General features: G+C 69.5%; 5 protein-coding genes. 4 read left to right on the top strand and 1 reads right to left on the bottom strand.

The features are described 5' to 3' along the window. Positions 1–430 (bottom strand): fructose 1,6-bisphosphatase (locus BXA11_RS40945; RefSeq protein WP_143734825.1); only part of this gene is annotated, 430 nt, incomplete at its 3' end. A 99-nt stretch (positions 431–529) separates the two neighbouring features. Between BXA11_RS40945 and BXA11_RS40940 the strand changes: the two genes are divergently transcribed. From BXA11_RS40940 to BXA11_RS42940, 4 genes are all read left to right on the top strand, one after another. Beyond that, positions 530–961, top strand: coding sequence for a CBS domain-containing protein (locus BXA11_RS40940; protein WP_076443325.1), 432 nt, complete (start codon positions 530–532; stop codon positions 959–961). After that, on the top strand, positions 962–2,326 hold the full coding sequence (locus BXA11_RS40935) for an acyltransferase family protein (RefSeq protein WP_076443324.1): 1,365 nt from the start codon (positions 962–964) through the stop codon (positions 2,324–2,326). 221 nt (positions 2,327–2,547) lie between these two features. Next, positions 2,548–3,768 (top strand): AI-2E family transporter, encoded by a 1,221-nt coding sequence (locus BXA11_RS40930; protein WP_239105347.1) that lies wholly within the window; start codon positions 2,548–2,550, stop codon positions 3,766–3,768. Between the two features lie 263 nt (positions 3,769–4,031). Beyond that, a partial coding sequence (locus BXA11_RS42940; RefSeq protein ID WP_208865606.1) for a hypothetical protein occupies positions 4,032–4,675 on the top strand: 644 nt, incomplete at its 3' end.

Raw genomic sequence — 4,675 nt, 5'->3', positions numbered from 1 at the left:
TCTTGTACAGCGGGAGGTTCCACGCGCCCGGCTCGGTCTTGTCCGCAAGGAAGCACAGCACCGGCTCCGACGGCCTCTCCTCGAACTCCAGCTCCGCGTAGCCCGGGCCCATGCCGCGCAGGTTGCCGGAGAAGGCGTCCGACAGCAGGTCCTGGCCGGCGCCGTACAGGCCGAGCTCCTTGGCGAGGTGGGTGGTCGCCTGGAAGGTGTCCCAGGCGAAGGAGTGGATCAGCCCCGCCTCCTGGCCGTAGGTGTGGGTCATGATGAGCGAGATGTCGTCGCCGCAGCTTTCCACGTGGCCGTCGATGAGGAGTCCGGAGGACTTCGCCCGCTCGATCTCCCGCCTTGCTTCGGCCATCAGCCGGGGATGGACGGCGGTGTGGCCGACGAACCCCCCTGTGTCCGCTTTGATGATGCTCAGCGTGATCATGGGGACCACCTCCACCTCAACGTTTATTCGGATTTAAGGGGATAAATAGGGCATTAGGTCACAAGCGGGGCGGACTTCCGTACGAGGGGGAGAGCCGGCATGAAGATCAAAGATGTCATGTCCACGCCGGTGGTCGTCGTCCCGCCGATCACACCGGTACGGGACGTCGCGCGGCACATGGACTTCTCGGGCGTCGGCTGCGTCGTGGTGTCGGAAGGGCCGGGCATCGCCGGCGTCGTGACCGACCGTGACCTCGCCGTACGCGTGCTCGCCCTCGACAAGGGCGGGGACACGCCGGTCGGCGAGGTGATGTCGGAGCATGTGGTGATGGTGCGGGCGGACGACGAGGTCGAGGTGGCCTTCGACACGTTCCGCCGCCACTCCTTCCGCAGGCTTCCGGTGGCCGCCGAGGGGGGCGTGGTCGGCATGCTGACGCTCGACGACCTGCTCCTCCAGATGCACCAGCTCGGCGCCGACCTGCTCACGCCGGTGGTCAAGGCGATCAGCGAGCCGCAGCGTGAGAGCGACTAGATGTCCGCGCCTCTGCGGCGTGTGGCGGAGCGCACGCCGCCCGGCCGCGACCGTCACATCGACCTGCTGCGCGCCGTCGCCATCGTGCTGGTGGTGCTCGGACACTGGCTGGCCGTGGTGGTGACATACCGCGGGCGCATCGGTGGCGACACGGTCCTCGCGTTCGTCCCCTGGGCCAGGCCGCTCACCTGGCTGTTCCAGGTCATGCCGGTGTTCTTCCTGGTGGGCGGCTTCGCGGGAGCCGCCTCACTCGGTTCCTACCGGCGGCGGGGCGGTGACGCGATCGGCTGGTTCCTGTGCCGCACCGACCGGCTGATCCGCCCGACGACGGCGTTCCTGCTCGCGCTGGGCGGCGCGGCCCTGATCGCGCTCCTCCTGGGCGCCGACCCCGCCACCGTCGGCATGGGCGTCTGGCTCGCCTGCCTGCCGTTGTGGTTCCTCATCGCGTACGTCACGGTCGTCCTGCTCACCCCCGTCCTGCTCGCGCTGCACCGCAGGGCGGGCCTCGCGGTGCCCGCGGTGTTCGCGGTGGCGGTGGCGTTCGGCGACGCGGCGCGACTGCTCGGCGGCCCCGGCGTGATCGGCGCGGCCAACTATCTGCTGGCCTGGGCGGCGGTCTACCAGCTCGGCATCGCCTGGCGGGAGGGAGCCCTGTCCGCCCGGCCCCGGGTGGCCGTACCCATGATCGTGGGCGGTCTGGGGGCGCTCGTGCTGCTCACCGTCCCCGGGCCGTACTCGGTCAGCATGGTGACCGATCCCGCCGCCCGCCTGCAGAACACCTCGCCGCCGACGCTCGCGCTGCTCGCCCTCGCGGTCGCGCAGACGGGAGTCGCCCTGCTCCTGCACGAGCGCGGTGGACGCATGCTGCGCCGTACGCGCCCGTGGACGGTCGTCGTCGCGGCCAACTCAGTGATCATGACGGTGTTCCTCTGGCACATGACCGCGGTCGTGATCGCCGTGCTCGCCCTCTACGTCACCGGCCTGCTGCCTCAGCCGCCACCGGGATCGGCCGCCTGGCTGTTGCTGCGCGTGCCCTGGCTCGCGTTCCTGACCGCGACCCTGGCGGTCCTCGTCGCCGTGTTCGCCCGCTTCGAGAGGCGCGCGTTCAAGCGACGCGCGTTCGAGCGACGTGGCGGTCCCCGCCCGGCACCGGGCCCCGGGAGGGCGGGAGCCTCGACGTTCGCCGCGACCATGGCGGGAGCCGGCCTGGTCGTCGCGGGTCTGCTCGGCACGGCGCTCACCGGCGCGGAGGGCCTGTCCGCGCCGAGGCTCCCTGTCCACTTCGCGGTTTTCTTCGCCGTCTACTTCGCCGGCGCCGCGCTGCTCTGGGCCGCCCGATCGTGGCATCGGCGCGTCACGTCATGAGAGTGCCGGCGGAGCACTGAGGATCGCCGGGCGGGTGCGGGCGCTTCAACCAGACGTACGGCGCGGCCGTGGCCGTGCTCATGCTCTGGGGGGAGACGGCTCTCACCAGGCAGGGACAAGAGGGCGACTTGTCCGGATAAATTCGTGTCAAGTGACCTTGATTGGGCAGCAGTGGGGGCGTGTCCGACAGCGGTCTATCCCCAGGAAGCGGCATCTCCAGCGTGTTCCCCTCGCTCCCCGGCCAGGGGGAGACGACGCCGGAGCCGTCCGGCTCCCCGGCGGCCCCCGATCCGTCCCCCGACGGTGTGAACCGGCCGGGCGTCGACCATGTCGACCATGTCGATCGCGGCGACCGCGGCGTTCGTGGCGCCGACGGTGCCGTGGCATCCGATCGGCCGTTCGGCCTGCCGGGACGCCCGCTGCGCAGCAATCCGTTCATGTTCGGCCTGACCGGCGCCCTCGGCGTGCTCACCGCATGGCTCCTGGTGCAGGCGATCGCCGGCGCCGGCTCGGCGATCGTGCTGATCGTGGTCTCGCTGTTCCTGGCCATCGGGCTCAACCCCGCGGTCGAGGCGCTCCAGCGGCGCAACATGTCCCGCCGCCTCGCGATCACGATCGTGTTCGGGTCGGTCATCGCGTTCTTCGTGGCCTTCGGGCTCGCGGTCGTGCCGCCGCTCACCGACCAGACCACCGGGTTCGTCCAGCACCTGCCCGACTACGTACAGCAGCTCCAGAATCACCCGCTCATCCGCTCGGTGGACGAGCGCTACCAGATCCTCGACAAGATTCAGCAGTACGTCGCGGGCGGCGGGCTGGCCACCCAGATGTTCGGCGGTCTCCTCGGCGTGGCGAGCATCGTGATCAGTGCGCTGTTCAGCGCCTTCACCGTGCTCGTGCTCACGCTCTACTTCCTCGGGTCGCTCAACTCCATCAAGGAGACGGCCTACCGGTTCGTGCCCCGCTCACGCCGCACCCGGGTCCGCCTGCTCGGGGACGAGATCATCAACCAGATCGGCGGCTACGTCGCGGGCAACCTGATCATCTCGCTGATCGCCGGCGTGGTGACCTTCCTGTTCCTGGCCATGCTCAAGGTGCCGTACGCGCTCGCGCTGGCCATCTTCGTCGCGGTGACCGACCTGATCCCGCTGGTCGGCGCGGTCATCGGAGCGGTGGTGGCGTCGGGGGTGGGCTTCCTCTCCTCGGTGCAGGTCGGCATCGCCTGTGTGGTCTTCTTCGTCGTCTACCAGCAGATCGAGAACTACTGGATCTCCCCGAAGGTGTTCAAGTCGTCGGTCGACGTGCCGCCCGTGGCGACCATCGTCGGGGCCCTGCTCGGCGGTGCGCTGCTCGGCATCGTCGGGGCCCTTCTCGGCATCCCGCTCGCGGCGGCCCTGCTCCTCCTGGCCCGCGAGGTGGTGCTGCCCCGCCAGGACCGGTTGTAGCTGTTCTCTCAAGAGCGCAGTGACAAGAGTGCGGTGGCGTGAAGCCCGGGTCACGCAACTTCCGCACCGTATCGGGGCTCTAGGCGTGTAGCGCTCGCGTCCGAGGCCGCACGATTCTGGTCGTTCACCTGGGGAGGTCGCGGCCGGGCTCGCCCATGTGTTCCGCAAACCTGTGGCTCCAACAAATCCCGTCCTCCGGTTGCTCAGAGTGACGTCGACAGGAAAAAATTAAAACAGAAGTTCGAATCTAGTGAGGAGGTGTGATGGATCTGCTCGACTCAGATTCCGATCACTCTCGTCGTTCGAATTTCTCTGACGGCTGGTGGGACCGGTTGACCGCCGATTCTCCGCTCTGGTCGTCCGAAGGCTCCCTGGCCCGCGAGCACTTTCCGATCATCGACCTCGACCCGCCGCGGCAGACGAGCGCGAACACGAGCAACGGCGCGCCCGGTGCCGAGAGCACGCCCCGCACCGGAAGCACAAGCAGCCCGCGTGCCGATGGCCTTGGTGCCGGTAGTTGTGGGGCCGGCGCGGATACCGCCGATACGGGTGGTCGCTCTCGTGCTCGGTCGTCGTGGGTGCTGGTGGGGTCGTTGCGTGAGTCGGCGCAGGCGTTGGCGTTGGCGCCGGTGCCGGAGGATGCGGATGTCTGCCTGGCCGAGGCGGAGGATTTGCTGTTCGCGCGGGATCGGATCACCTGTGCGCTTGCTGATCGGGTGGGTCGGGTGCATGGTGCTGGGCGGGCCAAGCAGCATGGGCATGCCTCCACCCGCAGCTGGCTGCGCACCGCCGCCGGGATGAACGTCGCCGGTGCGGGCCGCCTGCTGACGTTGGCGGTGGAGCTGGCGCGTCTGCCGCGGGTGCGGGAGAAGTTCGCCGCCGGCCAGTTGGCGGCGGGGGTGGTGGA

The organism is Microbispora rosea, assembly GCF_900156315.1.
GTDB lineage: Bacteria > Actinomycetota > Actinomycetes > Streptosporangiales > Streptosporangiaceae > Microbispora > Microbispora rosea.
Note: the sequence above shows the minus strand (reverse complement) of the source record. Positions and strands in the feature narration are given on the sequence as shown.